At 63.1% G+C, this 23,805-nt stretch carries 20 protein-coding genes and 2 pseudogenes; 13 read left to right on the forward strand and 9 right to left on the reverse strand.

What is annotated here, in order from left to right; translation table 11 throughout:
• Positions 1-165 precede the first annotated feature (165 nt).
• Positions 166-1,164, forward strand: a complete 999-nt coding sequence (locus ACQY8M_RS28025) for a DUF808 domain-containing protein (RefSeq protein WP_428662770.1) — start codon at positions 166-168, stop codon at positions 1,162-1,164.
• Positions 1,165-1,221: 57 nt separating this feature from the next.
• Here ACQY8M_RS28025 and ACQY8M_RS28030 read toward each other — a convergent pair whose 3' ends face one another.
• A complete protein-coding gene (locus tag ACQY8M_RS28030) occupies positions 1,222-1,746 on the reverse strand; it encodes a hypothetical protein (protein ID WP_428662773.1) in 525 nt (174 codons plus the stop codon).
• 116 nt (positions 1,747-1,862) lie between these two features.
• Here ACQY8M_RS28030 and ACQY8M_RS28035 point away from each other — a divergent pair.
• Positions 1,863-2,834 (forward strand): annotated as a pseudogene (locus ACQY8M_RS28035) (LysR family transcriptional regulator).
• Positions 2,835-2,860: 26 nt separating this feature from the next.
• On the opposite strand, the gene ACQY8M_RS28040 reads toward ACQY8M_RS28035, so the two are convergent.
• Together ACQY8M_RS28040 and ACQY8M_RS28045 are read right to left on the reverse strand one after the other, a co-directional pair.
• Complete coding sequence (locus ACQY8M_RS28040; protein WP_428662776.1) at positions 2,861-3,262, reverse strand: YciI family protein; 402 nt, start codon at positions 3,260-3,262, stop codon at positions 2,861-2,863.
• A 278-nt stretch (positions 3,263-3,540) separates the two neighbouring features.
• A complete protein-coding gene (locus ACQY8M_RS28045; protein WP_428662779.1) occupies positions 3,541-3,993 on the reverse strand; it encodes a GFA family protein in 453 nt (150 codons plus the stop codon).
• A 72-nt stretch (positions 3,994-4,065) separates the two neighbouring features.
• Here ACQY8M_RS28045 and ACQY8M_RS28050 point away from each other — a divergent pair, with 72 nt between their 5' ends.
• The 3 genes from ACQY8M_RS28050 to ACQY8M_RS28060 all read left to right on the forward strand — a co-directional run bounded on the left by ACQY8M_RS28050 (position 4,066) and on the right by ACQY8M_RS28060 (position 7,491).
• Positions 4,066-5,412, forward strand: coding sequence for an LLM class flavin-dependent oxidoreductase (locus tag ACQY8M_RS28050; RefSeq protein WP_428662781.1), 1,347 nt, complete (start codon positions 4,066-4,068; stop codon positions 5,410-5,412).
• A gap of 126 nt (positions 5,413-5,538) precedes the next feature.
• A complete protein-coding gene (locus ACQY8M_RS28055; protein WP_428662783.1) occupies positions 5,539-6,699 on the forward strand; it encodes a hypothetical protein in 1,161 nt (386 codons plus the stop codon).
• Between the two features lie 30 nt (positions 6,700-6,729).
• Complete coding sequence (locus ACQY8M_RS28060) at positions 6,730-7,491, forward strand: SDR family NAD(P)-dependent oxidoreductase (RefSeq protein WP_428662785.1); 762 nt, start codon at positions 6,730-6,732, stop codon at positions 7,489-7,491.
• A gap of 2 nt (positions 7,492-7,493) precedes the next feature.
• Here ACQY8M_RS28060 and ACQY8M_RS28065 read toward each other — a convergent pair whose 3' ends face one another.
• Genes ACQY8M_RS28065 through ACQY8M_RS28075 form a run of 3 tightly spaced genes read right to left on the reverse strand, consistent with a single transcriptional unit; the run spans position 7,494 to position 9,557 of the window.
• The gene (locus ACQY8M_RS28065; RefSeq protein WP_428662788.1) at positions 7,494-7,937 is read right to left on the reverse strand and encodes a GNAT family N-acetyltransferase; all 444 of its coding nucleotides are present in this window, start codon (positions 7,935-7,937) and stop codon (positions 7,494-7,496) included.
• Positions 7,938-7,948: 11 nt separating this feature from the next.
• Complete coding sequence (locus ACQY8M_RS28070) at positions 7,949-8,719, reverse strand: SDR family NAD(P)-dependent oxidoreductase (RefSeq protein ID WP_428662791.1); 771 nt, start codon at positions 8,717-8,719, stop codon at positions 7,949-7,951.
• Between the two features lie 28 nt (positions 8,720-8,747).
• Complete coding sequence (locus ACQY8M_RS28075) at positions 8,748-9,557, reverse strand: HpcH/HpaI aldolase family protein (RefSeq protein ID WP_428662793.1); 810 nt, start codon at positions 9,555-9,557, stop codon at positions 8,748-8,750.
• A 254-nt stretch (positions 9,558-9,811) separates the two neighbouring features.
• Here ACQY8M_RS28075 and ACQY8M_RS28080 point away from each other — a divergent pair, with 254 nt between their 5' ends.
• The 4 genes from ACQY8M_RS28080 (at position 9,812) to ACQY8M_RS28095 (ending at position 11,884) form a co-directional block, all read left to right on the forward strand.
• On the forward strand, positions 9,812-10,141 hold the full coding sequence (locus ACQY8M_RS28080; RefSeq protein ID WP_428662796.1) for an ArsR/SmtB family transcription factor: 330 nt from the start codon (positions 9,812-9,814) through the stop codon (positions 10,139-10,141).
• A complete protein-coding gene (locus tag ACQY8M_RS28085) occupies positions 10,138-10,596 on the forward strand; it encodes an SRPBCC family protein (protein WP_428662798.1) in 459 nt (152 codons plus the stop codon). Before ACQY8M_RS28080 ends, ACQY8M_RS28085 begins: the two co-directional genes overlap by 4 nt.
• 49 nt (positions 10,597-10,645) lie before the next feature.
• The gene (locus tag ACQY8M_RS28090; protein WP_428662801.1) at positions 10,646-11,062 is read left to right on the forward strand and encodes a GFA family protein; all 417 of its coding nucleotides are present in this window, start codon (positions 10,646-10,648) and stop codon (positions 11,060-11,062) included.
• 588 nt (positions 11,063-11,650) lie between these two features.
• On the forward strand, positions 11,651-11,884 hold the full coding sequence (locus ACQY8M_RS28095) for a hypothetical protein (RefSeq protein WP_428662803.1): 234 nt from the start codon (positions 11,651-11,653) through the stop codon (positions 11,882-11,884).
• A gap of 601 nt (positions 11,885-12,485) precedes the next feature.
• Here ACQY8M_RS28095 and ACQY8M_RS28100 read toward each other — a convergent pair.
• Entirely contained in the window at positions 12,486-13,085 is a 600-nt protein-coding gene (locus tag ACQY8M_RS28100; RefSeq protein WP_428662805.1) for a Crp/Fnr family transcriptional regulator, read from the reverse strand.
• A gap of 644 nt (positions 13,086-13,729) precedes the next feature.
• Between ACQY8M_RS28100 and ACQY8M_RS28105 the strand changes: the two genes are divergently transcribed.
• The 4 genes and pseudogenes from ACQY8M_RS28105 to istB all read left to right on the forward strand — a co-directional run.
• Positions 13,730-14,683, forward strand: a complete 954-nt coding sequence (locus ACQY8M_RS28105; protein ID WP_428675516.1) for a Crp/Fnr family transcriptional regulator — start codon at positions 13,730-13,732, stop codon at positions 14,681-14,683.
• A 704-nt stretch (positions 14,684-15,387) separates the two neighbouring features.
• Complete coding sequence (locus tag ACQY8M_RS28110) at positions 15,388-16,167, forward strand: Crp/Fnr family transcriptional regulator (protein ID WP_428662807.1); 780 nt, start codon at positions 15,388-15,390, stop codon at positions 16,165-16,167.
• Positions 16,168-17,247: 1,080 nt separating this feature from the next.
• Positions 17,248-17,514, forward strand: a complete 267-nt coding sequence (locus tag ACQY8M_RS28115; RefSeq protein WP_428675517.1) for a Mu transposase domain-containing protein — start codon at positions 17,248-17,250, stop codon at positions 17,512-17,514.
• Positions 17,511-18,125, forward strand: a pseudogene (gene istB / locus ACQY8M_RS28120) (IS21-like element helper ATPase IstB); the annotation flags it as partial. The gene ACQY8M_RS28115 and the pseudogene istB, both read left to right, overlap by 4 nt.
• Positions 18,126-18,287: 162 nt before the next feature.
• Here the strand turns inward: istB and ACQY8M_RS28125 are convergent.
• Both ACQY8M_RS28125 and ACQY8M_RS28130 read right to left on the reverse strand, forming a co-directional pair.
• Positions 18,288-19,013, reverse strand: a complete 726-nt coding sequence (locus tag ACQY8M_RS28125) for a DNA-binding response regulator (protein ID WP_428662809.1) — start codon at positions 19,011-19,013, stop codon at positions 18,288-18,290.
• Between the two features lie 461 nt (positions 19,014-19,474).
• Entirely contained in the window at positions 19,475-23,530 is a 4,056-nt protein-coding gene (locus tag ACQY8M_RS28130) for a hypothetical protein (RefSeq protein WP_428662811.1), read from the reverse strand.
• Positions 23,531-23,805: the final 275 nt, after the last annotated feature.

Raw genomic sequence — 23,805 nt, forward strand, 5'->3', positions numbered from 1 at the left:
GTGGCCGTCAATGCTTCTGAGATGAGACGAGAAGAAGTTCTTCGTCGTGGCAGCGCGCGGTCGTGCATGCACTCGGTGTGAGCTGAAGCTATGTTGCGCGACACCGGGGCCGAAGGTGTGAGCCTCGGTCGCGATCCTTCCACGCAGCAGCTTTGGTGGTGCTTCATGAGCGGCGGTCTGTTGGCTCTTTTCGATGACATCGCCGCGCTGGCGAAAGTCGCCGCCGCGTCGGTCGACGATGTCGCCGCTCATGCCACCAAGGCCGGCGCGAAAGCTGCCGGCGTCGTGATCGACGATACGGCCGTCACGCCACGCTATGTCACGGGTTTCTCTCCGGCGCGCGAGTTGCCGATCATCGGGAAGATCGCGCTCGGTTCGCTCAAGAACAAGCTCCTGATCCTCCTGCCCGCGGCGCTGGCCCTCAGCCTTCTGCTGCCCGAGGCGATCACGCCGCTCCTGATGATCGGCGGGGCCTACCTCTGCTACGAAGGCGCGGAGAAGGTCACCGAGCTCTTCATCCCGCACGATCCGCATGCGCCGGAAGCAAAGGCCGAAACGGGGGCTCTCGACGCCGGGTCCTTTGAGGACGAGAAGGTCGCCGGCGCGATCAAGACCGATTTCATCCTTTCGGCCGAGATCATGGCCATCACGCTCGCCGCCGTTCCCGGCGACAACGCCGTGGAGCAGGCGATCATCCTCGCCGTCGTCGGCATTGGCATAACGGCGGCGGTCTACGGGGTCGTTGCGCTGATCGTCAAAGCGGACGATCTCGGCCTGGCGCTGGCGAACCTGGCGCCCGAGTCGCCTGTCGCCGCCCCGCTTCGCCTCACCGGGCGCGCGGTCGTCCACGCCATGCCGTATCTTCTCGGCGCGTTGGCGATGGTCGGCACGGCCGCGATGATCTGGGTCGGCGGCGGCATCATCCTCCACGGCCTCGAGACGTACGGCCTGGGCTGGCCCGCCCATACGCTCCATGACGCGGGCGCCGCCGCTGCGGAGGCGGTTCCGGTCGCGAAGCCATTGGTCGCCTGGTTGGTGGAAGCCACCGGAGCCGGCGTTGCCGGCTTCCTCGTAGGCCTGCTGGCCATTCCGCTGACGGGCCGGGTGCTGTTACCCCTCTGGCGGCAAGCCAGGTCGCTTGGCCGCAAGGTCCTGCCCCGCTGACCAGCCAATTGGCCGGTGCCGCTCGATCCAATCCTTCTCGTCGCGAACCTCGGTAATCTATGAGGTGGCCGCATCGCCGGTGGGCAAATGCGCGGCCTTCGCGGGAGAACGCACCAGCAGATACAAGGCGACGCCGTGCGTGATCATCAGCAAGGGAACATAGAGGATCGGAATGGCGTATGCGGCGCCCAGCTCTCCTGCCCGCGCAGGAAGGCCGACCTGGATGGCATGGTAGTAGTCGAGAACGAGGTCAGCCGTCCCTACGACATTGAAGGCGGCGACGAACAGCCAGAAGGCAGGACGTATCTTGATCGTGAGGAGCGCCGCCAAAGCGAGCAATCCGGTCACGAAGTCGCCATAGGCGGCGAAGGTGGCAAAGCTATCGGGCCGGCTGCGACTGACGACGCCCGGCACCATGAAGGCGAGCCCGAAGAAGCGAAAGCTGTGCAGGGTCGCGATCGCGCGGTGCGCTTCGATCCTGTCCATCGACTTGAGCCAAGGCAGGATGTACGCGCCCAGGCAAAGCAGCCACGCGACATAACCCAGGATGAGTTGTGCCTGGAAGATGGGCTCCGTCGACATTTCGGCCTCCTGTCAGATGGCGATGGTTGCGGCCTCGGACACCGCAACTCCGATCCGGGAGCCGGACTAAGGGCAGTTTTCCAGCAAGACACTATTCGCGATAATGTCGACGGGTCATGAAGCAGAACTTCACGATGCGACAGGGCGCGCTCGACGGGGTGGAGGCATTCCTGGGAGTGGCCCGGCACCGCAACTTCCGTAAAGCAGCGGCGGACCTCGCGGTGACTCCGTCGGCAATCAGCCAGGCGATACGCACCCTGGAGGCGCGTATCGGCGCAGCGCTCTTCATCCGCACGACGCGAAGTGTCGGCCTGACCGAAGCCGGCGAGCGATTCCTGTCACGCGCAAAGCCCGCCTTCGAGGAGCTGGTCGCCGCAAGCGCGGTTGCCCGCGATCTCGGCCAGCGGCCGGCCGGACTGTTGCGCCTCACGGTGCCACGGGCCGTGGTGCCGCTCCTGCTGGAACCGCTGATCGCCTCCTTCTGCCGGGCCTTTCCCGAGGTCGAAGTGGAGATCGCCGCAAGCGGGGAACTGCTCGACCTCGCGGCCGGAGGATTCGATGCCGGCGTGCGGATGGGCCAGTTCATTACCGCCGATATGGTCGCAGTGCGTCTGACGCCGCCCTTCCCGTTCGTGGTCGTGGGAAGCCCCGGCTATCTGCGCCGGCGGAGCCGGCCGTAACACATTGACGATCTGCGTCGGCATGCCTGCCTGCGCATGCGTCGCTCGAACGGGTCGATCGCGCCGTGGTCCTTCGTCGACGACGGCAAGCCGGTCGAAGCGATCGTCTCGGGTTCGCTGATCGCGCACGACTTTTCCACCCTGCTCGGCGCTGCCGTGGAAGGCATGGGGCTTGCACAAGTGCCCGCGCCGATCTCAGCAAGCATGGTGAAAGCAGGCAAGCTCGTCCGCGTGCTGGAGCCGTTCGCGACCATGGCCCCGGGCGTGTTTCTCTACTATCCCAGCCGGCATCATATGACGCCGAAGCTGAGAGCGTTCATCGATCACGTGAAGATCCGTTCGGGCACCACCGGCAACGCCCGGGCCCCCGTCGATGAAGGGCAAGCGCGTGGCACGGGAATACGCTGACGGACGCGTCGCGCAACTGGACGCGGTCACGGCTTTCCGAGGCTCGCAGCGCCGGAGTCGCGCTGAAAATCGGCCATCTCGTACAGCGGCCGGATCTCGACCTCGCTCGGTCCCGACATGGGATTGGGGCAGCGCTTCACCCAGGCGACCGCCTCGTCCATGTCCTTGACTTCCCACAGCCAGAAGCCGGCAACCAGCTCGCGGGGCTGCGCGAAAGGCCCGTCGATGACCGTACGGCCCGGACCGTCGAATGCCACACGCTTGCCCTCCGATGAAGGCTTGAGGCCATCGGCGAAGCGCAGGACGCCGGCCTTCTGCAGCTCGTCGTTGAACCTGCCCATCTCCTCCATCATCGTCATCGTCTCGGGCGTGGGCCGAAAGCCCTCTTCGCTTTCCTCGGTCGCCTTCACGAGCACCATCACACGCATCGCCTGTCTCCTTGTACGAGCCGGCCTCGTCGGCCTGATATCGGAACGACGAACGAAGCCTTCGGGAACCGACACCGTCCTGCAAAATATCCGGCGGTCGAGACGCAGAGAAATCACCGGCCGAGGCCTGGAACGATTTTCAGTTTCCGAACAGAAGCTCACCACCTCGCGCAAGTCGCCGATTGCCGGCAGGTAGCGAGCGACGACGTCGCTGAATGGTGCGCGCTCGGGGCCGGCGATCTCGACGACGCCGTGCGGGGCTCCGGGCGCTGGAAGCTTTACTCCTGCGCCCGGTCGAGAATTGCCTGCAGAGTCTTCGCGCCGTGCGCGTCCGCCGGCGGCGCCTCGCCGGTCTCCTCGATCCGCCGGCGCTGCGCATCCTCCCAGTGGCGGCCGTCGAAGAACCGCGTGGGCTTCAGGCTCGACCCATCGATCTCGTCCAGGCAGCGGGCATTGACGCTGATGCGATGCGGGTTCGCGCGCGGGATATAGAAGGCGTGCATGCCGCAATGCGAGCAGAAGGTGTGTTGCGCGACACCGGTGCCGAAGGTGTAGGCCTTGAGTGCGATCTTGCCCTTCAGCAGCCGGAACGCCGCAGGATCGGTGCCCAGGTGCAGGATGCCCTTCTTGGTGCAGATCGAGCAGCTGCAATGGGACAGCAGGTCGAGATCGACCTCAGCGCGAAACCGCACGCGACCGCAATGGCACCCGCCTTCCCGTGTTTCCAGCATGTCGGCCTCCTTATATCGACCGTGACATAGTCCACCGCGCAGCGGCAAGCTCGCCCGGGAGGAGACGTAACAATGACGGCACGCAAGATGCGGCTCGGCCTGTCGATCCGCGGCCACGGCTATCACCCGGCCGCCTGGCGCCATCCGGATGTCCCGGCCGACGGTACGCTGCACGTCGAGCACTATGTCCGCAGCGCCCAGGTCGCCGAGCGCGGCAAGCTCGACATGATCTTCTTTGCCGACGGTGCCGGCATTCGCCAGGGCGACCAGCCGCGCGGCTCGCTGGCCCGGACCGGCCGCGACATGGTCGAGCTGGAACCGATGACATTGCTGCCGGCGCTGGCGATGGTCACCACCCATGTCGGCCTGGTGACGACCGCCTCCACCACCTACAACGAGCCCTACAACCTGGCGCGCAAGTTCGCCACGCTGGACCTGATCAGCAAGGGCCGCGCCGGCTGGAACGTTGTCGCGTCTTGGTCGGAGCTCGAGGCTCAGAACTTCGGGCTGGAGACGACGCTCGATTACGACACGCGCTACGCCCGTTCCGCCGAGTTCGTCGAGGTGGTCAAGGGATTGTGGGACAGCTGGGACGACGGCGCGCTCCTGTTCGACAAGGCGGCTGGCCGGTATTTCGACGAAGCGAAGATGCACGTGCTCGATCACCGGGGGCGGTTCTTCAAGGTGCGCGGCCCGTTGAACGTCGCCGGCATGCCGCAGGGCCATCCGGTGATCGTGCAGGCCGGCGCTTCGGAGCAAGGCCGGGAGCTGGGCGCGGCGACCGCCGAGGTGATCTACGCGGTCTCCGGCTCGCTCGAGGGCGCGCGCGCCTACTACGCCGATGTCAAAAGACGGATGGCGAAATACGGCCGAGAGCCCGACGATCTGAAGATCATGCCGGCGCTTTGCCCGGTCGTGGGCCGCACGCGCGCCGAAGCACAGGCGAAGTACGACGAGCTGCAGGCGCTGTTCGACCCGCTGGCCGGGCTGGGATCGCTGTACGGCGCGTTCGGCGACTTGTCGGGCCACGCGCTGGACGAGCCGGTGCCCGACGGCGCGCTGGGCCCGCAGGAACTCCGCAGCCTCAGCGCCCAGCTCGTCGAGCGGATGAAACGGGAGAAGCCGACGATCCGCGAACTGTATCTCCGTGCCGGCATCACGGGCTCCGCACGGATCGGCACGCCCGCCGACATCGCCGATACCATGCAGGAGTGGTTCGAGGCGGCGGCCTGCGATGGCTTCAACATCACGCCGGCCACCCTGCCCGGCGGCGGCGAGGACTTCGTGGAGATGGTCGTCCCTGAGCTGCAGCGCCGCGGGCTGTTCCGCACCGGGTACGAAGGCAGGACCCTGCGCGAAAACCTCGGCTTGCGACCCGTGACGAGCCGCTATAGCCAGCCTCGGAAGGCTGCCGAGTAAGGGAGTAGCGCACTACACTCGCGACAAAAACCGTGTCATCCCGAGCGCAGCGCGGGATCTATGGCAGCACCGACCATAGATCGCTCGATGCGCTCGGGATGACAAGATTTCTGGGAGACCGAACGCATGAAGCAGAGCACGGATCGCATCCTGACCACCCATATGGGCAGCCTGCCGCGGCCGGCCATCCTGGCCGATTTGCTGGTGGCCCAGGCCGAGGGCCGGCCGGTCGATTCCGCAAGGATTCCGGCGCTCACCGACGAGGCAATGGACCTCATCGTGCGCCGCCAGCTCGACTGCGGCATCGATGTCGGCAACGACGGCGAGATGCCGCGCTCCACCTTCTTCGGCTACATCATCGAACGCATGTCGGGCTTCGGCGGCCAATCGAACCGCCGGCCGATCCGCGACATGCAGCAGTTCCCCCAATGGTGGCAGAACTTCCAGGCGCGCGGCACACGCCGGCTCAACGTCTACGGCTTCCCGGCCGCGATCGGGCCAGTGCGCTACGAGAGTCTCGACGGCGCCCGGGCCGAGCTGGACGCCTTCGCCCGCGCGCTGGCACGCCAGACCCGGCGCTTCGCCGAGACCTTCGTGACCGCCGTCTCGCCGGGCTTCGCCGCGTGCTCGATGGAGAACCAGCACTACGACAGCCATGAGGCCTATGTCTTCGCGCTCGCCCGCGAGCTCAAGCAGGAATACGAGTTCATCGTGGCGCAGGGCCACATACTGCAGATCGACTCGCCCGATCTGGGCATCGAACGCGCCGGCTACTTCCAGGACGAGCCGCTGCCGAAGTTCCTCGCGGCGATGGAGATGCATGTCGCGGCGCTGAACGAGGCCCTGGCCGACATCCCGCCCGAGCGGGTGCGCTTCCACGCCTGCTGGGGCAACCGCGACAGCCCGCACGTCAACGACGTGCCGGCCCCCGACGTGCTGCCGGTCTGCTACCAGGTGAAGGCCGGCGCGCTCTGCCTGCCTTTCGCCAATGCGCGCCACAGCCACGAGGTCGATGCGTTCCGGACCCAGAAGCTGCCCGATCGCATGACCCTGGTCTGCGGCGTGATCGAAACGACGCACAACTATGTCGAGCACCCGCAGGTGATCGCCGAGCGGCTGGAACGCGCGGTGCGCGCGGTCGGCGACCGCGAGAGGGTCATGGCCGGAACCGACTGCGGCTTCGGCACCATCGTCGGCGACACCCAGGTGTCCGAAGACGTGGTCTGGGCCAAGCTCGAGGCGATGCGCGACGGCGCTGCGATCGCCAGCCAGCGGCTCTGGGGTTGAAGATGCAAACCATAACCGGGAGAGAGACAGATGAATCGTCTTGAGGGCAAGGTCGCGGTGATCACGGGCGCGGGCTCCGGCATCGGCCGGGCGTCGGCGAAGATGTTCGTTGCGGAAGGCGCCAAGGTCGTCGTGGCGGAGATCGACGCGACCCTGGGCGAGGCGAGCGCGCGCGAGGCCGGCGCCGGCGCCCGCTTCGTGCGCACGGACGTGACCGACGAAGAGAGCGTCAAGCAGATGGTGCAACAGGCCAAAGACGCATTCGGCCGTATCGACGTGCTGCTGAATTGCGCCGGCGGCTCCATCCCCGAGGACAGGCCGGTGACCGAAGTCGATCCCTCGGTCTGGGACCACACCATCAACCTCGACATGAAAGGGCCGTTCCTGTGCTGCCGGCACGTCATCCCCGTGATGGTCGAGCAGGGCAAGGGCAGCGTGGTCAATTTCTCGTCGGTGGTGGCGTTGCGCGGCAACCACATCGCGCATGTCTACGTCATGGCCAAGGGCGGCCTGATCTCCTTCACCAAGGCCCTGGCCGGCGCTTACTCGTCCAAGGGTGTCCGCGTCAACGCCATCTGTCCCGGTGTCGTGCTGACCGAACGGGTCGCGGCGCGCTTCACCGGCGGCAACCACATCCGCTTCGGCGGGATCGACAACCTGGCCGCACAATACCCGTTCGCCGTCGGACAGCCCGAGGACATCGCGAACGTCGCCCTGTTCCTCGCCTCCGACGAATCGCGCATGGTGAACGGCGCCGCGATTCCGGCCGAGGGAGGCTTCTCGGCGTACTAGCGTCAGGTGAAGGTTTTCTCGAAGTAAACGCGGTTGAAACCGTCTTCCGAACGGCGCCCTACCTCGACATATCCGAGCTTGGGGTAGATCGAGAGATTGTCGGTCATCTTCTCGTTGGTATAGAGATGCACGTTCATGCCGCGCTGCCGTGCGGCATTTTCGCAAAAGCCGATCAAGGCCTTGCCCACACCGCGTCCGGCTGCACGAGGAAGGACAGCCACGTTCTCCAGCAGGATATACCCATCCTCGGCATAGAACACGATGAAGCCCTGGAAGGCAGCCTGGTCATCCGTCGCAACGAAGACCTCTCCTGCAGCGATCTGCGCGGCGAAGTCGGCGACCATCGGCGCCGGCTTCCGCCCGATCGACGGCACATAGCGGGCATAGGCCTGCTCGGCGCACTCCCGGATCTGGGCTTCATCGCTCGCTTCAGCTTGCCGGATCATGTCGCTTCGTCCTATTGCGCCGTCATGCCGCCGTCGATCACCAGCTCCGAGCCGGTGACCCACGATGATTCGTCCGAGGCCAGGAACAGCACGCCGTTGGCGATGTCCTCGGCGGTGCCGAGCCGGCCCATCGGCGTGCGGTCGAGCAACTGCTGGCGCACCGCCGGATCGCTGAAGCGCCTGTCGGTCAGCGGCGTATCGGCATAGCCCGGATGCACCGAGTTGATGCGGATATTCTCCTTCGCATATTGCAGCGCCGCCGACTTTGTGAAGAGCGTGATGGCGCCCTTGGCGGCCGAATAGGCCGGCGACGTGGGGCTGCCGACGAGGCCCATGACCGAGGACGTATTGACGATCGACCCGCCGCCGCCTTTGCGCATCGCCGGGATCGCCGTCCGGGTGCCGAGAAAAACACCCTTGGCATGAACGCCGAGCTCGCGGTCCCAGACATCCACCGGGAGGTTCTCGACCTTGCCGGGAAAGGCAACGCCGGCGTTGTTGAACAGGATGTCCAGCCGCCCGTGCACCGCCATCACCGCGTCAACCACCTCGGTCCAGTTCTGTTCCGAGGTCACGTCGAGATGCAGGTAGCGCGCGTCATGGCCATCGGCCCGCAGGGACGCGGCCGCACGCTCGCCCAGCTCGTCGCGGATGTCGGTCAGCACCACCTTCGCGCCCTCGCGCACGAAGAGATGCGCCGCCGCCCCACCGAAGCCCATCAGCTCGCCTTTGATCGCCGCCGCCGCACCGGTCAGCAACGCCACCTTGCCCCGCAGTCGCATCCTGTCCTCCCCTTATTTTCAGTGTGTCTCACGGCGTCGGAACACCGATCGATTTCAGCCGCGCGTGGGCGCGCCCCGCCCGCGCCTTCAGGCCATCGAGATAGGTACTGATGTCGTTGCCGGGCAGGTTCAGCACCTTGCAGCCGAGGCGCCAGTACTCTTCGATCTGCGCCTCGGTCTCCGCGGACCCGCGGGCGAGCTTGGCGTGCGCGTTGCAGGCGTCCGCGATCCGGCGCACGGCGGCCTTGAATGTCGGGTGCTCGAGCTGGAGATGCACGCCGAGGCGCGCGCTGAGGTCCGAGTGGCCGTAGGCGATCATGTCGATGCCCTCGACAGCGGCGATCGCCTCGACATTGTCCAGGCCCTCGAGCGACTCGATCGACACGCAGACGATGATGTTGGCGTTGGCCCAGGGTGCGTACTCGGACGCGTGACGCGCGCCATAGCCCCTGTATCCGGTATGCATCCCCTGCCCCGCGATGCCGCGATTGCCGATCGGCGGATACTTCGCCTCGCGCACGATCGCGCGCGCCTCCTCGACGCTGTCGACCTCCGAGACCTGGACGCCCATGATCCCCTGATCGAGGATCGCCGGGATCAGGTAGGTGAAGGACTTGTGGATCCGCACGATCGCCGAGACGTCGGTAGCCTGAAACCACCCGGCGAGATTGGCGATCGTCTCGAGGTCGAAGGCGCCGTGCTCGTGGTCGATCATGCAGTAGTCGAAGCCCGCGGCCTCGATGATCCACGGCACGCCGCGCGACGCAAACTCCTTGAGCCCGGTCCCGAGCGCGGCACGGCCCTCGCGGACGGCGCGGTGGATGCTGTTGTCTTTCATGGATCGTACGAGGCTCCCATCGCCAGGACGCGGCTACCCTTGTCGCGAGCGCGCCCTCTTTCGATGGCCATGATGGTGGGTACGTTGATCCATGTCACCGGCAGCGCGATGGGTGCGAGACAGCCGGCGGCAACGCGACAACCAGCCAACGTGGAGGCCGAAATGAAAGCGCTGGACGAAATGGATCAGCCATCGCCAAGTGATCCCATAAAATAGCCTTGACTAATTGATTAGTATATACTATTTACTAGGCCATGCCCGCAACCGCCCCCATCGACGCCGTTATGCAGGCGCTCGCCGTTCCGACCCGGCGGGCGGTGTTCGAGCGTATCGTCCGGTCCGGCGAGATCACCGTGGTCGAGCTGACGCGCGGTAGCGGCGTGACGCAGGGAGCCATCTCCCAGCATCTGAAGTCGTTGAAGTTGGCGGGCCTGGTCGTCGAACGCCCTGAGGGCCGCAACGCCTACTACCGCGCCCGGCCCGAGGGGCTCGAGCCGCTGGCCGACTGGATGGGCCACTACGGCGCCTTCTGGCGCGACCGGTTTGCCGACCTCCGTACCCTCCTCAAGGAAATCGATCCATGAACGACGTTGCCATCGACACCCGGGACATCGTGGTCGAGGAGGTCTTTCCGCATCCTCCGGAGAAGATATGGAAGACGCTGACGACCGGCGCCCTGATCGGCCGCTGGCTGATGGCTCAGACGGGGTTCGAGCCGGTGAAAGGCAAGCGCTTCACCTTCCAGACCAAGCCCGGCGGGGCATGGGACGGCGTCATTCATTGCCAGGTGCTGGAGGTTATCCCGAACGAGCGGCTCGTCTACAGCTGGACGGGCGGGCACGAGGAGAATGTCGGCTACGGCGCGCCGCTGGACACGATCGTCACCTGGACGCTCTCCCGGACGGCGAACGGCACGCGGCTGCGCCTCGTCCATGCCGGCTTCGTCGTGCCAAGGAACAAGTCCGCGCTCGATACCATGGGCAGTGGCTGGAAGAAGGTCGTCCCGAACCTCGGCGCCATCGCCGGCGAGCAGGACTGACCGGGCCCGGCGCCGGGCCGTTGCCGACGCTTCATCACAGGAGAGAAGAATGAGCGACGCTTATACCGGCGGCTGCGCCTGCGGCGCGGTCCGCTACGAGATTTCGGCCGAACCGATCTTCATGAACCACTGCCAGTGTCGCGACTGCCAGCAGACGAGCGGCACCGGGCACGGCTCCTACCTGACCTTCCCGTCGCGCGCGCAGGTGAAGGTTGCGGGCCGGGCGACACACTGGGACGCGGTCGCCGACAGCGGCAACGTCAAGACGCGGGGTTTCTGCCCCGCCTGCGGATCGCCGGTCTACCTGACGTTCGCGGCCATGCCCGACCTGTTCACCGTGCACGCCGCGAGCCTCGACGATCCGGGCCGGTATACGCCGCAAGTGGTGACCTACGGTGTCCGCGGTCCCGCGTGGGACCACGTCGATCCGGCCCTGCCGATACTCGAGAAAATGCCGCCGGCCTGAGGGGGCGAACCGGCCGCGCCGATCGTTCGATCGGGGCCGACATCATCCCTCGAACTGCATGCAGGAATTGGCGGGTGCTGCGCACGTCCCATTGTAGGTAGCTCTTTTGCTGCCACCCCCGGTTGCCCGCGCGTGGGGTAGGTTGCCACAGCCCTCGCTGCACACCCCAAACCCAGCAGTGAGTGGTTAGGCCCTGCATGGGTATACCCTGCCCGTGCGGGGCCGCCCTTATCCCGCGCCATGCAGTACTGGATCGGCCGTGGCGGCATTGAGCCCAGCGGACCAGCCGTGCAGTTCCGCGCTGCCGCGGACTTCACATTATGGCACGTCACTCTGGAGAAAGAGCGCGCGGACGTTTCTTATCTCGCGACGGCAGAAAGCACAGCGGTAACCTCGTGCCAACAGGCCGCCTCGCTCGAGGGGTAGCCCAAGTGTGGTCAGTCCTCTGCGTCGGCGCGTTGGCGTCACTCACGGTTACTATCCCGGCGCGGGCCGACGATGAGGTGGCTTATGAGCGGTGTGGGCGATAGCGATACGACGATGGCTCGGAGGATTAGAGCCCTGAAGCGCGGGATTGAGAAATCTCTGATGGAGCTGACGGACGTTGAAGTCGCCATAAACGGCAGGCGTTATTCCGAGCCGGTTGAGGGTGGCGGGCTTGAGAGAAAGCGATTGCGCCTGACGAACTTGATCGTGGAAATGGATGCCAAGCTCAAGCGGCTTCAGGCGCAGTTTCCCGGTGATCCGGACGCAAGGCGCCGCTTATGGTCCCCCGAAATGAGGTCGAGCATTCCGCCAGATTCGATGCGTAGTCGATCCTGAACGCGTCGAGGCCCACCTATTTCTCGACGCTTGCTGGCTAACGGGAGAGAATTACAGGGGCAAGAAGCTCCCCTGCTCCACCTGGGGAAGGCGCCCGGAAGTCAAGCAACGAGAAGACAACCGATCGTCTGCGTCACCCGAGCCTTTCGAGAGTAAGCTGCCGCCATCACTCGGGAAGTGGGCGGGAAATTCCAGCGTCCCACGCTTTCGATAGAATCCCAGCCTCCTGGTCGTCCTGTACCGCGTCCCGCTCCAATTTCTCTGCGAGCTCAATCAGGCGCGGAGCAATCGGATCTCCCCATTCTGCGCCTGCCTCTCTGCGGACCTTAAGAGCCAGTCGCTGATAGCGCAGCGCTCGCGCGCGAAGGAACTGGGGCGTCAGAGCCATTCTTCACTCCCACAATTCGGTGGAACAAGATCAAAATAAGGGGAGAAACTCCGTTGCCCCGGAAATCATCCCTCGCGATGCGATCCCTTGTAGCGAGAAACGCACCAACAAAAGCAGCTGGCGATAGTGGAAAGAGTATGCCCCGGAGAGCCAAGCTTCACGAATGCATAGGGGGTAGCTCGTAGGCGGCCGCGGATCGGCAGACAGTCTCAGCTATGATTTCGACCGCACACCAGCCTCTCGATCCAGCCCCGACTTGAGAATTAGATAGACGGACCGCGACTGTTGGACGATGAGTTTTTGCCTTCTCCATTCACTCAGGATTCGACTGACGTTCTCGCGTGCCACGCCAGCCAGTGCGGCCACGTCCTGTTGGCGGAAGTCGCGGACAACGACTTGGTCCGGCGTGCCCGTGGGTTCGCCAAGGTGCTTGGCGAACTGAAGAAGCGCGCGTGCAACGCGAGCCTTGAGCGAAAGGTAGCTCGCGGCCGCAACCTCTTCATTGGCTTGCCGCAGTCGTGCGGCAAGGCTGTCCACGAGGTGGGCGTACAGTCCTGGAGATGCACGCAAGCATTCGAAAAAGGTGCTGCGGGCGATGAAGGTCAACTTGCTGTCTCTCAGCGCATGAACCGAAGCAGACCTTGGTAGCCCATCAATCATTGCGAGTTCTCCCACAATTGATCCGGTTCCCAGGATCGCGAGGATTCGCTCCGCGCCCTGGTTTGAGGCTACGCCAACCTTGAGCGCGCCTTCCTTGAGCCAATAGCATCCATCGCCTGGAGCACCGATTTCAAAGAGTGCCTGCCCTTTCATGAGCTTTATCGTCGGGGCCTCTGCCAGCAATCGCGAGGAGCACTCAGCCGGGAGCGCCGACACCAGATTGCGAGAATCGAGGGAAGTAGTTCGACCCGCCATCACCTTTACGCCTTCCAGTGTGCATTTCCGAAGCTCATATTAGGCTCTGTAACGCCCTTCTTGCTTCTGCAAAGTAAGCCGAATAACCCCGCTTGCCTGCAACGGCAAAATCAGCGAGCCAAGGCCGGTGTGCAGCGCTGCCCCAGAAACCAGGACGTTGGCACCAATTCGCCGTTGCAAGTAGGAAGATGTGGTCGGATCTTTCCGCGTTTCGAGGGAACGAGATGGAAGAACTGAAGCGACCCCACTCCCGATAGAGTCGCATTGATCCTTCCACAGAGTGACACTTCGCATTCAGGAAAAAAAAGCGGTGCAATTCGCACAGCTACCCGCACAGATGTGATGCCTATCACATCCTTGTTCTGACATTGCAACTATCAACGCGATGAGTGTAGGGTCTTCGGGGCAGCTCTCCGCAGGGGTGTAGGGAGCTTCATAGGGCTGTGGGAATCGCCGCAGGGGTGCGGGACTTCTCAAGGAGGTGGTGGGTTCCGCTTGGTTGCATAAGATGTCCGATGGACTATCTTTCTTGGGGTTTGCACATGGCTAATTCTGCAAAGCGACCAGGGCGGCAAGCCTTTGGTCCTCTCATAGAGAAGCTCAGAAATCTGGGCGTGGAGAGTGACAGGGAACTGGATGCCGTTCTGAATTGCATCAACGTGAAAGCGGGCATCAGTCGAGGTGAGGATATAATAGCCTCCGATAGGTCGCGGAGATGCTCAACGGTGCTTGTGGAAGGGGTGGCCTGCTTGTACGAGCGGCTCAAGGACGGCCACCGCCAGATATATTCATTCCAGTATCCTGGCGACTTCTGCGATCTTCATCGGCATGTATTGCCAAAAGCATGCAGTGAAGTCGCTGTTGCGGCGATGACGGACTGCTCGATCGGTATCATCGAGGACAAGGACCTCGAGCGACTGATAGCGCAGTATCCGTCATTGGGCTTGGCTGTTTGGCGCGCAACCATGCTCGAGGCGAGCATAATCCGCAAGAAGGCGCTCACCGTTGGGCGACAACCGGCGCTTCGGCGCATCGCCCACCTCCTGTGCGAGCAATTGGCCCGCCGGGAAGCAGCTGGCATCGACGATGCTACCATTCCACTCACACAAATAGACTTGGCAGATGCGGCGGGACTTTCGATCGTACACGCCAATCGCACATTCCAGGAGCTTCGGAGACTAAATGTTCTGTCGAAAGAGAAGCGCACCGTCAAAGTAATAGACAAAGAACGCCTCGTCTCCATCGCGCTTTTTGAGGGAAGCTATTTGAATATGCCGCAGCTGCTTTCTGGCTGGCAGGTCAAGATAGGGCGCGCCTCAACGTCAGCCAAACGATCATCTGCCATGTGTCATCCGCCATCTTCCGCAAAGCACTCGCATTCAAAGCCTGCACGGCGAGTGATCGGATCCGGCACGGCAACGCGCATCTTTGCCTTCCTGGCGGTTGTCGAGTGTGTGTCCGATGCAGGCCGCTTGTTAGCTGAAGTCTGCGCGTGAGAGATGTGCGCCGGCCAATTGGTGAGCTAGCGGGGACGTAGTTGCCTGAAAGCATGGCAGATGACGAGCCGCCGCACCTCGACGCGGTCATGCCGAGGGGCGGCGTGTTGTCCAGAAGCGGATGAGACATCTCAAGCGGACAGATATCGAATTGGAGCGCGAAGTTTACGCCAGCCAATCGCGGCATGAAGTGACGCCAGGCCCTCAGGCCGATGCTCGCCTTATTAGTGCTGTCCTGCTCGCCGCAACCAAACCGTCAGGTCCTCACCCCGTCGCGATTGAGATCTGCAATTCCGGTCTTAGTCTGAGCAAAAGAAGTGACAGAAAGGAAGGCGGACTTCGGCGGCGTTTAGTCGAACCGCGAGATATCACAGGAAACCTTCAAAATATTGATGTCGATGAGGATCGCAAGCCTTGTGAGAACCACAACAATTTCTCGTTGCCCTATCAATGCATTCGACCGGAGTCCATGCGATGCAAGCGACTGTGACCGTTGGCCTCATTAAATCGTGGCAGATGCCGGTTCATCTCGACGGTGAGTTCAGGGCACCCAAGACCCAGGATTTCGTTGACATCCGCAATTATCGCCCGTGGCTCGATCCCGTCTGTTTTCATTTCTCGAGGCACCCGAGCAGTCTCGCTCAGTCTATGCCGGCAGCTCTGCCAGTCGTAGTTCCGGTCGTTCTTTCAGCATGGAGGCGGCGATGGTTGGCTCGATGAAGCCTGCAGAGGCCGGCGAGCTCGACGCCCTGGCTTTGAAATTCAGAAGTCTCGGCCTTAGCTCCGGATCAGACCTCCGAAACGCCTTGAGGCTCGTAAAGGCCGGGAAGACCGTGAACCGCGGTGCAAGTATTGGCGATACGCATTGTCCGCCACGACAACTAACGGTGCTCCTGAAGGGTGTGGCGTGCACGCACAAGAGACTTAAGGATGGCAGCCGCCGAATCTACACCTTTCAGTACTCGGGTGACTTTTGCGACCTCTATCGATGCGTTCTGCCGGGTATGGATCAGACTGTAACGGTGACGGCTTTGACCGACTGCTCGATCGGCACAATTCGCTATGACGACCTCGATCAAATGCTTTTACGGCGCCCTAAGATCGGTCTGGCATTCTGGCGCGCTTCGATGCTTGAGGCGAGCATCGTTCGTGAAAAACTGCTCAATACAAGTGGGCGAGCAGCCCTTGCTCAGGTTGCTGGCATCCTCTGCGAACAGTTAGCTCGACTTGAGGCGATCAATACCAGCAGTGCCACAATCCCTCTCACGCAGGGCCACTTAGCCGATGCCGGAGGGATTTCCGTCGTCCGCGTAAATCGTATTATTCGAGATCTTCGGAAACTTGGCGCTCTCTCGAATAAGAAGCGGACTATTGAAGTCGCAAGCAGGGAACGACTAGCTCAGCTCGCCAACTTCGACGGAAAGTACTTGAATATGCGAGATCTTCTGTCGAAATGGAAGATAGACATCGAAACTGACAGATAGTTCGGCTGCCGCATTGGCTTCAGCCCACTTCGACCTTGGCTTGTCTGATGGCCGTCCTCGCGTTCGAATGCCTCCGTCGTTGCCAACCAGTGATCAAGCTCGGCTTGCAACTCGTTTCCCGCTTCTCCAGCTCGTCGCCTTGTGCCGCGACGCGTTCGCCTTGATGTTCGTGCCATCAGCGCCCCGTACCCCGGCGTTACAAAACCCGCTGTCTTGGCAAGCTTCGGGACCTGCACGAACAGCTCGCCCCGCGCCTTCAGATGACGCGGCCGGAATCCATTGATCGTCCAGCAGTCCGTCGAGTTTTCGCAACGACCACCATGAAGTCGGCCCTCTCGACGCTCCCCGCACGACGCGACGCGCCCGATGAAACGCCGCAAAGCCGGCGCAGCCCACGGTGCGGCATTCGCAGATATGATGGCCCGCCAGCCTGGTAAACTTCCCAACCACCTAGAGCATGGAGCAAATCGACTGAGTAAGTGGACCTGCACGGACGCAGCTTCCAAAATTAGCTTGCCGCCGTTCATATTATTTGCCAATGGAACAGGCGCGAGGGGTGTGGGGATAGTCTTTGGCGCTACATTTTTGGTCGTTGCGGCTGCGTGTGGACGTTGCTCCGAAGGGGCACGTATGCCAAGTGGCTGGTCGTCGCGATGCTCGAGGCCTCTAGCATCTGGTCGGGGATGACAGGCCTTGAGCCGAGCGCATCTCATGTGACTCAGAACAGATGGATCAGCTTCAGGGTGGGTCTCGAGAAAAAATGAGCAGCCCTATCCGGTATCTCTTGCGGATCACCCGCCGGGGTCCATCGACCGCACCGTTTGGCTGGCAAATCATCCGCCAGCAGGACTCAGTTGAAATGGCGCGGTCAGAGAAGACATTTTCCACACGGGCGGAAGCCCTGGCAGACTCAGTACGAGTTGCCGCACCCTTGGCACTAGACGGGCCCCCCGAAGTTAGGGACTGAGCAGCGTAGACTTCGCGCGCGGCGGTTACCGACCAGTAGGCCCCGCTAGCCCAATCCAGCGTGGCCAAGAGTCTGACCGACGTTTTGTGTTCGACGACCTTGAGGGTGCCTTCATGTCGTTCGGCGGGGTGGCGCAGGAGGTGCTGTTGGACAATGCGCGGGCGCTGGTCGCGCACACCTCGGATTGCTGCATCGAGGTCGACACCAACGCCCACAGCGTGCCGTGGCGGCTGATCGGCCAGACCTTGCGGGTGGTGGCCGGCGGGCGGGTCAGCATCGAGCACCGCGGCCAGGAGGTTGCGGCCCATCCTGAGACGGCCGGACGGCGCCGACGACTGGTCGAGCCGGCACACTTCGCGGGCATCGCACCGATGAGCTGACCTTGGGCGAGACACTGGCCCTGCTGTGCCGGCGCGAGGTCGCGCGCAAGGACGAGCGGCGCATCGAGATGGCCAGCAAGATCGCCCACTTCCCCACCCTGCGCGATCTCGATGGCTTCGAATTCGCCGCCCAGCCATCGCTCGACAAGGGCCAGATCCGCGCGCCGGCAGCGTGCCGCTGGGTCGCCAACGGCGACGCGCTGCTGCTGCTCGGCCCGCCTCGCGTCGGCAAGACGCACTTGGCGATCGCGCTCGGCCGTGGGGCCATCCGCGAGGGCTACTCGGTGCTGTTCGTGTCGGCGCTCGTCGCCGGGCTGGTCACGGCGCCCGCCGAGGGACGGCTGGAGGAGCGCCTGGCCTTCTACGCCAAACCCAAGCTGCTGATCATCGACGAGCTCGGCTATCTGCCGTTCGATCCCAATGCGCGCACCTGTTCTTCCAGCTCGTGTCGCGGCGTCACGAGTGTGGCAGCCTGCTGATCGCCTCCAACCGCTCGGTCGCCGAGTGAGGCTCGTGTTCGGCGATCCGGTCGTGGCCACCGCCATCCTCGACGCCTGCTCCACCACAGCCACGTCGTCACCATCCGCGGCGACAGCTATCGCCTGCGCGATGCCCTCCTGTGGGCTCCGCGGATGAACCGCCTCCCCTCAATCAACGGGGAGCAGTTCTAGCTGTCGCCAGGGGCACTTCCGGATGTCGCTTGATACACAGCCGATAGCGGCGAGTGGCAGTTCTCCCGACGCTTTCAAAGCGCGGGCGAGCGGCAAATGCAATCAGCACCGTAATCCCTGCTCGAGCGCCCAAATGGCTGCTTGCGTTCGGTTCGCCACGCGTATCTTCCGCAGGATCGACTTCATGTGCACCTTGATCGTCGCGTCGGTAACACCGCACGTGCGCGCGATCATCTTGTTTGAATGGCCCCTCACCACGCTCTTGAGGATTTCCTCCTCGCGCTGGGATAGGCCATGAACAATTCGAAGCGAATTGCTCCGGTCAACGGCACCATCCTCCGCATCGTCGCCCGGTGCCGGATTGTTTGGAGCCAAGCCTAGCTCATCGACTTTTTCCTGGCACTCCATCGAGCTGGGCATCGGCGATATCTCGGTCTTGAGGATCAGGATCCTGAGGTTTGCCTTGATGATCTGCTGGAGAGTGCCGACAAGCGTATCGGGCGACGCGAACAGTGGAATGAATCCATCGATCTCCGAAGCCAGCAGCGTCTGACAATCGGCCGCCGACGTACGATCGAAAAGTAGAATGATCTTGGTTTCCGGCCAGCGCTTGCGAATGTTGGCCGCGGCCGTGGCCGCCTCGTCGACCGGCAGCGCACCAAGAATGACGAGCCTCGGCGCATCTACGACAAGCAATGGATTTTCGATGTCGGTCGTTGAAGCAACGCTTCCAACTACCCGATAAGAATGGCTGGCCATAAGCGAGACAAGTGCTTCGCGTACCAGCGAACGCGGCTCAATGACAATCGTCGCGATACCCTGTTGCATCTTTCGGCCCCCACCAGCTTGGTAAGGAACCGTACAAGGGTGCAGAGGTCACCGAATTAACACAGGATAAGTCACCCCTTCACTTTTGTGGGATTGTTTAAGCCTGCGATTGGCCGTGGATTTTGGCACACCCAGTGCAATCGGATGATGCAAGTCCCGGGCGCTGCTGGCTAAGCATCCCCTCGGCGGTCAGCGCGCCGTGCGGATCAGCTCGGCGCTCGAGAGTGACCATCGCCGCCGGGCCCTGTCGCCATCATCGGCAGCGCCGAAGGGCAGCATATCGTCCAGGAACGTGAGGTATGTATCGCCTCCTGCTGCTTACGCCGGTCGGCAACGTGCCTCGATCTGTTGCCAATGGTGATCGTCGAGCCAGAGCAGTTTAGGTCGCACCGGGTCCACTTCCTTGGCAACAGACAATCACACCCTCCGCTCTGGTCGAGCAGATTGCTGGGGTATTGCCCCTAGACGACGGAGAAGTCGGCGTTGCTCAGCGCGAGGCCGGGGGAGAGCGTTGCGAACTGTGTCGCACCGCCGGCGGCGTTGCCGTTGCTGTCGTAGAACAGCTTGCCGGTGTCGGTTTCGTAGATGATGCGGTCACTGGCATCCTGCGCCGTGCCGCTGGCATTGGCGGCGAACTGGGCAAGGCTCAGCGTCCCGGTGCCCGCGATGGCCGTGAAGACCGCGTTGTCGAGTTGGATCGTGTCCGCGGCGACGTCGAAGTCGGTGATCGTGTCGATATTGGACAAGCCAAGGGCACTTCTGAAGACGAATACATCGGCGCCGAGCCCGCCGGTCAGCACGTCCGAACCCGTTCCGCCATTGAGGAAGTTGCGGCCAGCGTTGCCGACGAGCGTGTTGTCGAGCGAGTTGCCGGTGCCGTTGATGTTGCTGCTGCCGGTCAGGGTCAGCCGTTCGATGTATTGGCCGCTGAGGTCGAAGCTGACGGAGCTGTTGACCCGGTCCGTTCCTCCGCCGTTTTTCTCGACCACGAGGTCGCCGGCATTGTCGACCGTGTAGGTGTCGTTGCCGGCGCCGCCGGTCATCGTGTCCGCGCCCGTCTTGCCATCCAGGACGTTGTTGCCGGAGTTGCCGGTGAGGGTATTGGCGAGCGAGTTGCCGGTGGCGTTGATGTTGCTGCTGCCCGTCAGAGTCAGCCGTTCGATGTACTGGCCGGTCAGGTTGAAGCCGACGGAGCTATTGACCTGGTCCGTTCCTCCACCGTTTTTCTCGACCACGAGGTCGCCGGCCTTGTCGACCGTGTAGGTGTCGTTGCCGGCGCCGCCCGTCATCGTGTCCGCGCCCGTCTTGCCGTCGAGGACATTGTTGCCGGCGTTGCCGGTGATGGTATTGGCGAGCGAGTTGCCAGTGCCGTTGATGTTGCCGCTGCCCGTCAGGGTCAGCCGTTCGATAAACTGGCCGGTCAGGTCGAAGCTGACGGAGCTGTTGACCTGGTCCGTTCCTTCACCGTCTTTCTCGATCACCCTGTCGCCGGCATTGTCGACCGCGTAGGTGTCGTTGCCGGCGCCGCCTGCCATCGTGTCCGCGCCCGTCTTGCCATTGAGGACGTTGTTGCCGGCGTTTCCGGTCAGAGTGTTGGCAAGCGAATTGCCGGTGCCGTTGATATTGCCGCTGCCGGTCAAGGTCAGCCGTTCGATGTACTGACCGGTCAGGTTGAAGCTGACGGAGCTGTTGACCCGGTCCGTTCCCTGGCCGTTTTTCTCGACCACGACGTCGCCGGCGTTGTCGACCGTGTAGGTGTCGTTGCCGGCGCCGCCGGTCATCGTATCCGCGCCCGTCTTGCCATTGAGGACGTTGTTGCCGGCGTTTCCGGTCAGAGTGTTGGCAAGCGAATTGCCGGTGCCGTTGATATTGCCGCTGCCGGTCAAGGTCAGCCGCTCGATATACTGGCCGGTCAGGTTGAAGCTGACGGAGCTGTTGACCAGGTCCGTTCCCTCACCGCTTTTCTCGATCACCGTATCGCCAGCATCGTCGACGTAGTAGGTATCGTTGCCAGCGCCGCCCTGCATCGCAATGGATCCGGGGGTTCCGATAAGCGTGTTGGCCCCAGTCGTGCCTAAGATAACGTTGATCGGCACGGTGCCGCTGACGTCGAACATGGCCCCGCTGATCCCGGACGGCGCGATACCGTTCAACCGGATGGTCCGCTGAGGCGAAATGGTAATCCGCGTGCCACCGAACCCATCCGACACGGCCGAGGCGAGGATTGATGCGAGCGAAATCGTACCAGTCAGGACGATGATGTCCGTGCCGGGCCGAAAGCCCTCGATCTCGAGCCGGCCAGAACTCGCGGCACTCACCTCGAGGCGCGCCGCGCCGCCGCGGATCAAAACGTAGTCGTTTCCGGCGCCCGGCGCGAAGACATTGGCGCCAGTGCCACCGATCAGATAGTCGTCGCCGCCGTTGCCCGCGAGACGATCGCCGCCATTGGTCGAATTGTCGATGATCACGTCCGCGCCGGCCGTGCCGTTCAGCGTTGTGCGGCCGATCCCCTGATCAAAGGCAAAGACGTTGTCGCCGGTGAAGGTGAGCGTGGTGTTCTGCGCCGTGGGTGCGACGACGCGCATTTTCGTAACGCCAATCTGCCCGCCGTCGGCCAAGCGCGGGACAATCTGGTACTGCGGATCGGCCCGAAGGTACGGCATGTCGGAACCCATGATCCAGCCGTAAGCACGCATCGCATCGGCCGCGACGCGGTGGTCGGTGGGATCGTCGCCGCCCGCGAACACGCTGATGATGTTCGCGTTGCTCATCGCGGCGAGTTCCGCGTAGTAGCCGTCGTTGAACGCAGAGCGGCCAGTCTGATAGTTGCCCCAGGAACGCAAGCCATCCGCCACGTCGGCCCAGCTCGTCAGCGCGTTGCCGGCGCTATCATACACGTTAAGCGTGTAGTTGAAGCCGTTGTAGGGATTGAGGTCGGGTGAGAGGAACCGCCCGCTGAGGAAATTCGCCTCCCATTTCAGCACGGCGCGCGCATCCTCGTTACCCTGAAGTGCACCGAGAGCGGCGGTGCTGGCGAAAAAATCCTGCTGCCAGGGCGCAATCACCTCGCCGCCATAGTTGCCCTCGAAATAGCCGTGGACCTCGCCCTGCTTGACAGTGAGCGTCGCCGTCGTGGCACGCAGAAAGGCCCAGTTGTTGTTCGCGATCTGCGTGAAATAGGCCTTCTCGTAGGACCCGTCGGGGTTGGCGTAGGCGGCTTCCTGCACCGTGCGAAGCGACCAAGCCTGCACACGCAGCTCTTCGACCCCGTTGGCGACGAGACCTTTCGCGCCCTGACGCGAAGGGTTCCAGGTATTGGCGATCACCCAGGAGGCCTGGGCATTCAGCATGTCGAGATGGTACTGGTCGCCCGTCATCAGCCAAGCGACGTACGAGAGGTCCGGGCTGTGCGAGCGGTCGGTGGTCCAGCCTGACTCGGAACCGGCAATTTGGGAGGGTCGAACCTCGCCGCGCCCGTCGATCCACAGCTGGGGATAGTCCGTGACCGCAAGGTAATGGCCCTTGGTATTGTCGTAGTAATGCCAGGGAATGCTGCCTGCGGCCTGGTCTTGGGCAAGAGCGAGGGCGGCGGCCGAGGCATCCTGCGTGATTAGCCAGCGGGCGTTCAGGTCGGTGGTCGGGCCGATGTCCGGCCGCCCACCCGTGGTTGGCATGTACTGGGTAAGCCCGTTGCCCCCGAGCACATTGGTCCAAGAACTCGGCACCGCGCCCGCCGCGCCCACCGAGGCGGTAAGGTCGTAGCTCCAGATGGCGCCGGTCCGCTCCAGGTAGTCGATGTCATGCTTGACGTTCAGCGTCTGCGTGGCGCTGCTGTCCCCAGTGACATCCTGCGCCCAGACTTGGTACTGGTACTGGGTCAGGTTTGTCTTGCTGAAGCGGGTGGTACCATCCTCGACGATCGACAGGCTATTGAACTGGATTGCGCCGCCGGAGGAACCCATGGCGGCGTCGTTCCGGAACCACACCTTGGTCGAGACGCTGCCATCGGCATAGGTTACGACATCGAAGGTGAGGCGTAGCGCGCGGGTAACCGCCACGTCGAAACTGATTTCGGTGGCCAGCGGGCCCTGGCGGATTACGTCGAAATTGTTGCCCGACACAGCGGCGGAGAGCTTCTGTGCAGCATCGACCGTCACCGCGCCCAAGCCCGCGATGTCCATGTTGACCTTGAGATCGTAGCCCTGCGCCAGGGCCGCATTGGCCGCGATGGCCGTCCCCGCCGTCGCACTGCTCGGCGTCAAACTGCCCTGCAATGTGGTGCCGGCGGCTATTGTCGGCGCGACGGCGGTCAGAACGGCCGACTTCACCGACCCGTCGGCGTAGCGCGACACCACGTCCATCTGTAACGCTATAGTCTGAGTGCCGATCGTGGCGCTGACGGACTGGCCCTGCGGCACGTCTCCTTCGGCGAAAATTTGGTTAAACCGGATATACTGGCGAGCGCTGCCCGCCGTCTTCACGTTCTGAAGACTAAAACTCACATTCTCCCCGCTCATCCCCATTCTCCCCCGCCGCTTCGCGACGCTATTGGTATTACCCATTCTTGGGTATCACACTACATCTAGCGTGATTTATGCAACTTTGCATGTCTAATCACGCCACTCTTTGCAATCGGCCTTCTCTCTCCGCCGGTTGGTTGTATGGCTGGAAAGTGCTACGGTGTTGCTAACAGGCTGTCGCTTATGCGGTAAAAAAGTGGAAGGAACGAGTGACCTTGGTGTGGCCTCTTGCTCTCCGCCGGGCGCCGTCCACATCGGAACGAAGGCATGAT

The organism is Reyranella sp., from assembly GCF_965279465.1.
Lineage (GTDB): Bacteria > Pseudomonadota > Alphaproteobacteria > Reyranellales > Reyranellaceae > Reyranella.

Bases quoted from the DNA above. Each gene is read 5' to 3' on its own strand.
- ACQY8M_RS28025 (WP_428662770.1), top strand. From the start codon at position 166: ATGAGCGGCGGTCTGTTGGCTCTTTTCGATGACATCGCCGCGCTGGCG.
- ACQY8M_RS28030 (WP_428662773.1), bottom strand. From the start codon at position 1,746: ATGTCGACGGAGCCCATCTTCCAGGCACAACTCATCCTGGGTTATGTC.
- ACQY8M_RS28040 (WP_428662776.1), bottom strand. From the start codon at position 3,262: ATGCGTGTGATGGTGCTCGTGAAGGCGACCGAGGAAAGCGAAGAGGGC.
- ACQY8M_RS28045 (WP_428662779.1), bottom strand. From the start codon at position 3,993: ATGCTGGAAACACGGGAAGGCGGGTGCCATTGCGGTCGCGTGCGGTTT.
- ACQY8M_RS28050 (WP_428662781.1), top strand. From the start codon at position 4,066: ATGACGGCACGCAAGATGCGGCTCGGCCTGTCGATCCGCGGCCACGGC.
- ACQY8M_RS28055 (WP_428662783.1), top strand. From the start codon at position 5,539: ATGAAGCAGAGCACGGATCGCATCCTGACCACCCATATGGGCAGCCTG.
- ACQY8M_RS28060 (WP_428662785.1), top strand. From the start codon at position 6,730: ATGAATCGTCTTGAGGGCAAGGTCGCGGTGATCACGGGCGCGGGCTCC.
- ACQY8M_RS28065 (WP_428662788.1), bottom strand. From the start codon at position 7,937: ATGATCCGGCAAGCTGAAGCGAGCGATGAAGCCCAGATCCGGGAGTGC.
- ACQY8M_RS28070 (WP_428662791.1), bottom strand. From the start codon at position 8,719: ATGCGACTGCGGGGCAAGGTGGCGTTGCTGACCGGTGCGGCGGCGGCG.
- ACQY8M_RS28075 (WP_428662793.1), bottom strand. From the start codon at position 9,557: ATGAAAGACAACAGCATCCACCGCGCCGTCCGCGAGGGCCGTGCCGCG.
- ACQY8M_RS28080 (WP_428662796.1), top strand. From the start codon at position 9,812: ATGCCCGCAACCGCCCCCATCGACGCCGTTATGCAGGCGCTCGCCGTT.
- ACQY8M_RS28085 (WP_428662798.1), top strand. From the start codon at position 10,138: ATGAACGACGTTGCCATCGACACCCGGGACATCGTGGTCGAGGAGGTC.
- ACQY8M_RS28090 (WP_428662801.1), top strand. From the start codon at position 10,646: ATGAGCGACGCTTATACCGGCGGCTGCGCCTGCGGCGCGGTCCGCTAC.
- ACQY8M_RS28095 (WP_428662803.1), top strand. From the start codon at position 11,651: ATGGAGCTGACGGACGTTGAAGTCGCCATAAACGGCAGGCGTTATTCC.
- ACQY8M_RS28100 (WP_428662805.1), bottom strand. From the start codon at position 13,085: ATGAAAGGGCAGGCACTCTTTGAAATCGGTGCTCCAGGCGATGGATGC.
- ACQY8M_RS28105 (WP_428675516.1), top strand. From the start codon at position 13,730: ATGGCTAATTCTGCAAAGCGACCAGGGCGGCAAGCCTTTGGTCCTCTC.
- ACQY8M_RS28110 (WP_428662807.1), top strand. From the start codon at position 15,388: ATGGTTGGCTCGATGAAGCCTGCAGAGGCCGGCGAGCTCGACGCCCTG.
- ACQY8M_RS28115 (WP_428675517.1), top strand. From the start codon at position 17,248: ATGTCGTTCGGCGGGGTGGCGCAGGAGGTGCTGTTGGACAATGCGCGG.
- ACQY8M_RS28125 (WP_428662809.1), bottom strand. From the start codon at position 19,013: ATGCAACAGGGTATCGCGACGATTGTCATTGAGCCGCGTTCGCTGGTA.
- ACQY8M_RS28130 (WP_428662811.1), bottom strand. From the start codon at position 23,530: ATGAGCGGGGAGAATGTGAGTTTTAGTCTTCAGAACGTGAAGACGGCG.